Origin of the sequence: Trinickia sp. (assembly GCF_051961175.1) — a bacterium.
Taxonomy (GTDB): domain Bacteria; phylum Pseudomonadota; class Gammaproteobacteria; order Burkholderiales; family Burkholderiaceae; genus Trinickia.
Genome location: NZ_JBQCDN010000098.1, coordinates 1 through 5,356, shown reverse-complemented (window position 1 = coordinate 5,356; position 5,356 = coordinate 1). Strand labels below are relative to the sequence as shown.

General features: G+C 66.1%; 6 protein-coding genes. 5 read left to right on the top strand and 1 reads right to left on the bottom strand.

Annotated features, from left to right (window positions below):
• Positions 1–18 precede the first annotated feature (18 nt).
• Entirely contained in the window at positions 19–1,836 is a 1,818-nt protein-coding gene (gene fliF / locus ACTHL0_RS05130) for a flagellar basal-body MS-ring/collar protein FliF (RefSeq protein WP_440565513.1), read from the bottom strand.
• Between the two features lie 262 nt (positions 1,837–2,098).
• On the opposite strand from fliF, the gene fliE reads away from it, so the two are divergent.
• The 5 genes from fliE to ACTHL0_RS05105 form a co-directional block, all read left to right on the top strand.
• Positions 2,099–2,440 (top strand): flagellar hook-basal body complex protein FliE, encoded by a 342-nt coding sequence (fliE, locus tag ACTHL0_RS05125; protein WP_440565512.1) that lies wholly within the window; start codon positions 2,099–2,101, stop codon positions 2,438–2,440.
• A gap of 204 nt (positions 2,441–2,644) precedes the next feature.
• Positions 2,645–3,082, top strand: coding sequence for a flagellar export chaperone FliS (gene fliS / locus ACTHL0_RS05120; RefSeq protein ID WP_440565511.1), 438 nt, complete (start codon positions 2,645–2,647; stop codon positions 3,080–3,082).
• On the top strand, positions 3,079–3,408 hold the full coding sequence (locus ACTHL0_RS05115) for a flagellar protein FliT (RefSeq protein WP_440565510.1): 330 nt from the start codon (positions 3,079–3,081) through the stop codon (positions 3,406–3,408). The genes fliS and ACTHL0_RS05115 overlap by 4 nt, the downstream gene beginning before the upstream one ends.
• Positions 3,409–3,525: 117 nt before the next feature.
• Entirely contained in the window at positions 3,526–5,136 is a 1,611-nt protein-coding gene (gene fliK / locus ACTHL0_RS05110) for a flagellar hook-length control protein FliK (protein ID WP_440565509.1), read from the top strand.
• A partial coding sequence (locus ACTHL0_RS05105) for an EscU/YscU/HrcU family type III secretion system export apparatus switch protein (protein ID WP_440565508.1) occupies positions 5,133–5,356 on the top strand: 224 nt, incomplete at its 3' end. The genes fliK and ACTHL0_RS05105, both read left to right, overlap by 4 nt.

Sequence of the window (5,356 nt, the reverse complement as noted above, 5' to 3'; positions counted from 1 at the left end):
GCGCTCTTCGTGACCCCTTCAGCGCTCATCGGACACCCAATTCTTGACAACCGTCGCTACGATCTTCGGATCCTTGCGCGCGATGGTCCGCGCGTAATCGAGGTTCCGTTCGAACTTGTGCTTCTCGCTTTCGAACGCTAGCAGGTTCTGCTCCATGTCGTTGTCGAGCTCAATCGCCGTCGTCACCGGCGACGGTGAGCCGCCGTCGAGCAGCACGGGCTCGCCGGGACCATCCAACAAGCCGGCGCCCGAGCCTTCGCCCGCGGCCGCACCTTCGGCCAGCGGCGGGAAGGCGCGCTTCATCGCGGGCTTGACCATCATCAGATAGAGGATCAGCGCCACGAGGCCGATGCCAAGCCACTTCGCCGCCTGGATCGCGAGCGAGATCATCTCGGGCTGCTTCCACCACGGCAGATTGGCGAGCGGGTCGGTTTCGGTCGTGAACGTCGCGTTGACGATGTTGACCGAATCGCCGCGCTTGGCGTCGTAGCCCATCGCGTCCTTCACGAGCTGCGTGACTTGCGCGAGCTTTTCGGGCGTGAGGGGCTGCATCGTCGCGTGGCCCTTGGCGTCGACGACGCGTTGGTAGTTGATGACGACCGCCGCGGACAGGCGCTTCACCCCGCCCTTGGATTGCTCGACGTGGCTCACGTGCTTGTCGAGCTCGTAGTTCGTGGTGGCGTCCTTACGTTCGCTGACCGGCGTCGTCGTTACGCCCGTCGTGGCGGCCGCACCGCTTGCGACGACGATCGGCGCCGAGGCCGGCTGCGGCGGCGTATTCGACAGCGCGCCGGGCACCCCCGAGGCGCCGCTTTGCGTCATGTCGGTCGCCTGGCTCGTTTGCTGGCTGCGGATCGACGCCTGCTGCGGGTTGCCGTTCGGGCCATACGTTTCGGCCGTCTGTTCCTGCTGCGAGAAGTCGATGTCGGCGCTCACTTGCGCATGCGCATTGCCGGCGCCGAACAGCGGGGCCAGGATCGCGTCGATGCGTTGTTGCGTGTTGTGCTCGACTTGCTGGACATACTTGAGCTGCGTCGCGTCGAGACCGGTTCCCGACGACGGCTGCGTGAGCAGATTGCCGTCCTGATCGACGATCGTGACATTCTTGACGGGCAGATCGGCGACGCTCGAGGCCACCATGTGGGTAATGGCCGAGACTTGCCCTTCGTCGAGCACCCGGCCCGGAAACAGATTGACGAGCACCGATGCGGTGGGCGCTTCACGATCGCGCACGAACACGGAAGGCTTGGGAATGGCGAGGTGCACGCGCGCCTGGCGCACGACCGAGATCGACTGGATCGTCCGTTCGAGCTCGCCTTCGAGCCCGCGTTGATAGTTCACTTGCTCGGCGAATTGGCTGATGCCGAACTTCTCGTTGTCCATCAATTCCATACCGACCGAACCGCTCTTGGGCAGCCCTTGCGAGGCGAGCTTCAGACGCGTTTCGTTGACTTGATCCGACGGCACGAGGAGGGCCGTACCGCCGTCCGAGAACTTATAGGGCACGTTCGCTTGCTGCAGTGCGGCGATGATGGCGCCGCCGTCCTGGTCGGACAGGCCGCTGTAAAGCACGCGATAGTCGGGCGTGCGGCTCCACAGCACGAGGGCGGTGACGACGGCGATGAGGACGGCGACGGCGATGATGAACGGCGCGCGCGGATTGCCGCGCATTTGCGAGAGCGACGACAGCCGCTGGGCGAAACCGCCGAACTCGGCCGCGCCGGCGCCCGCGGCGCCTGCGCCCTGCAGGGCGCCTGCCGCGCCGGCGCCGGGCTGCGCGCTGGCGAGGCCCATGCGGGCGTCGGGGTTGATCAAAGAGTTAGCCTGCGAATCCATGCGTCGGGGTTCTCCGGAATGCGGGGGTGTCCGGCCGGCAGGTCCGGGCGGGCTTTACAGCCCCGTCGGGACGGGCGGGACACTTTCACGATGGGGATTATCCATACCAGTACGCAACTGAATCAGTCGAATAGAAGCGGGTTTTCCCCCTAGTTTCCCGGGTTTGCAAAGAGGGCCGCTGCTATGCTCACTCTCCGTGATGGGTCAGTGCGCCGCAGGTTCCACAAGGCACACAGTCTTTCGTCCCTTTTTTGGAGAAACCATGACGGTCCCAATCAATCCGCTCACATCGGCCTTGCAGCAGATGCAGGCCATGGCGGCCGAAGCCGCCGGCGAGTCCAAGGCCGCCACGCTCGGGGAACAGTCGGGCGCAGCGACGGCCGGCAGCTTTGCCACGGCGCTCAAGAGCTCGCTCGACAAGATCAGCGACGACCAGAACAAGGCGGTTGGGGAATCGCAGGCGTTCGAACTCGGTTCGCCGAACGTGTCCCTGAGCGACGTGATGGTCGACATGCAAAAGGCCAATATCGGCCTGCAGTTCGGCTTACAAGTGCGTAACAAGCTCGTGGCCGCCTACAACGACATCATGCAGATGTCGATTTGACGTTGGAGGGCCGCCTCGGTTTGTCTGCTTGCAGACGGCTAAAGCTTTCACCGGGGCGATCCGATAACCGCGATAAGACCTGCGCGTTCATACGAGCGCGCGCTCGGTAGCGGCGGGCAAACGCGGCCGGTTGGGCCATGCGTTGAGTGCCGCACCGGTTGGATTTCGCTCATTCACGATCACGACCAACAAGGAGAAGCGCCGATGTTTTCCCAAGGACACGCTGGAGCGGGTGCATATGCGCGCGTCGGCGTCGAGACAGGGGTGATGGGCGCCAATCCGCATCGATTGATTCTGATGCTGTACCAAGGCGCGCGCAAAGCCATCGCGCAGGCGCGCATGCATTTGCAGCAAGGCAACATCGGCCCGCGCGGCGAGGCGATCAGCAAGGCCATCGGGATCATCGGCAGCGGCTTGCAGGCATCGCTGAACAAAGAAGTCGGCGGCGAGATCGCTCAGCGGCTCGACGCCCTCTACAGTTACATGACGCGCCGGTTGCTCGAGGCGAACATTGCTCAAAGCGAAGCGATGCTGATCGAAGTGGATGGTCTGCTCTCGACGCTCGAGGAAGCGTGGGTCGGCATCGGCGTGGAAGCGGCGCGCATCTTGGCGCAGCAGGGGCAGGTGGACGCGCAGCGATGAGTTCGAAAGCAGACTATTTTGCGCGGTACGAGGCGATTGCCGCGGTTTCCTCGCGGATGCTCTCGGCGGCTCGCCATGCGCTCTGGAACGACTTGATGGAACTCCAGGAGGAGTACCGGGCGCTCGTCGATGCGCTGCGCGACGTCGATGCGGGGCTCTCGCTCGACGAGCACGATCGCATGCGCAAGTACGACCTGATCCGGCAGATTCTGGCCGACGACGCGGCGATTCGCGACTTGCTTATTCCGAGCGTGGCGCGCTTGTCCGGTTTTTTTTCGGCACGGCGCCCCGCGCACGTGCTCAAGGAACTGTTCAGCGCGCGTTGAGCGTGCACGGTTGCTCGACGCGTTCAGCTCGTTGACCATTTAACCCATTTCCCCGGCCCGCGGCGCACGTCGCCAGCGTAGTGAGGGTAGGCCCGAACGACGGCGCAAGGACGCGGCATGACTGGAATCGACTCTGCCCTCGCCTCGATGCTGGTCAGCCGCATCGACAGTGTGCTCGACAGCGTTGGCGCGGGCGCCCGCACGAGTCCGGCCCAATCGGGCGCGACGGGGCTCACCGTCGACACGCCCGCTCCGGCCGATGCGGCCGCGGCACTGCTCGACACGCCGCCACCGGCTTCCGCCCAGGCCATTCTTTCCGAAGTTGCGCTGACGCTCGACGCGATTTCCCGCTTCGGTGGCGAGGCGACGCCTGCTGTGATCGGCGAGGCGCCGATCTGGCCCGCGCCGCCGGCGATCGATACGGCGGGTGGGGGGCTGTTTCAAGGATCGGGCGGGGCGGCCGCAGCGGAGGCGGGCGCGGGTGCCGCTGTTGGGGCGGGCGCGGCGCAGACGGGCTCGGCGGCGGGTGCCGCAGGTCCAGCAGGTACGACTGGTGCGGCCAGTGCGGCCAGTGCGGCCGGCGTCGGCGCGGCTGCGACCGCGATGCCGGTCGAGGCACTGGCGGCGGCGCTCGAGCAGACCGTCAACGAATCGGGACTCTTCTACGAATCGCATCTTGCGCAGTGGCTGAGCGGAGGGTATTCCGCTGAAGCGCTTGCGAGCGAGCCCCAAACGCGGCTCGCAGCCGAAGCCATTCAGTTGCCGCTCGAGTGGACTGGTTCGAGCGGCAGTGGCGAGGCTGCCGCGATGCCGGGTTGGCAAGGGCCTGCCGCTTCTGTTCCGGCGGGCGGCGGCTGGCTGCCGCACGAACTCCCACCGCAATTGTCCTTGCCGACTTTTGGCGCGGGGCAGCACACCGCCGGAATGCCGCCGTACTCCGGTGCGGCGGCGGATGGCACGACTTGGCGCGGTGCGCAGACGACCCTTTTCGAAGATGCGGCCTTGCACGGCGCGAATCCCGGCCACGGTGCGAATCTCCCGCCTGACGTCCGCTCATCGATCGCCGCCTCGATCCATCCGGCTACGATTCCGCTGGTGCGTCAGCAACTCGACGTGCTGGCCACCCAGCAATTCCGTTGGACGGGCGAAGTTTGGCCGGGTGCGAAGCTCGACTGGACGATCGAGCCCGAACGGGAACCGCGCGCGCGTTCCGGAGACGCGGGTGCGGGTGACGATGCGGAACAGACTTGGCGCACACGCGTGACGCTTGCACTGCCGACGCTCGGCACCGTTGATGCCGAACTCGTGCTCAACGGTACACAGCTCATCGTGCGCGTGCAGGCGAGCCCTGGCGGCGCGGCGAAACTCGCCACGGGCGGCGCGGCGTTTGGGCGCCGGCTGGAGGCGGCCGGTATCGAACTGGCCGGTTTGCAGATTCGCGAGATTGGCGGAACGGCGCCCGCTGCGGCGGGTGCAGCCGCCTCGGTGGCGACCTCGGCCTATGCGCGCGCGGCGGCGGAAGCGGAGTCGCGCGAGGCATCGAAGGATGTATCGGATGTCGAAGCGCGCGACAGCAATCTCGATCCGACGGGGGCGAGCGGGGCGTTCGGGGCACTGGCCGGGCACGGCGGACACGACGGCGAGGCGGATCCTCACGCCAAGCGCGGGCCTGTTCCTTCGCCGATCGATCGTCTGTTCGACGATCCTTTTGAATGGAGCGGATCATGAGCCGGCGCGAGCGGCGCACGAGTGCGGCGGCGCTGGCTTACGACGCGAAAGGCGGCGATCGGGCCCCGCGCGTGGTGGCAAAGGGCTACGGGCTCGTGGCGGAGATGATTATTCAGCGGGCGCAGGAAGCGGGGCTGTATGTTCATCGCGCGCCGGAGATGGTCTCGCTGTTGATGCAGGTCGATCTTGATGCGCGGATTCCGCCGGAGCTTTATAAGGC

What these genes read in the sequence shown, in the direction of transcription:
- fliF (WP_440565513.1), bottom strand. Translation starts at nt 1,836, where the DNA reads ATGGATTCGCAGGCTAACTCTTTGATCAACCCCGACGCCCGCATGGGC.
- fliE (WP_440565512.1), top strand. Translation starts at nt 2,099, where the DNA reads ATGACGGTCCCAATCAATCCGCTCACATCGGCCTTGCAGCAGATGCAG.
- fliS (WP_440565511.1), top strand. Translation starts at nt 2,645, where the DNA reads ATGTTTTCCCAAGGACACGCTGGAGCGGGTGCATATGCGCGCGTCGGC.
- ACTHL0_RS05115 (WP_440565510.1), top strand. Translation starts at nt 3,079, where the DNA reads ATGAGTTCGAAAGCAGACTATTTTGCGCGGTACGAGGCGATTGCCGCG.
- fliK (WP_440565509.1), top strand. Translation starts at nt 3,526, where the DNA reads ATGACTGGAATCGACTCTGCCCTCGCCTCGATGCTGGTCAGCCGCATC.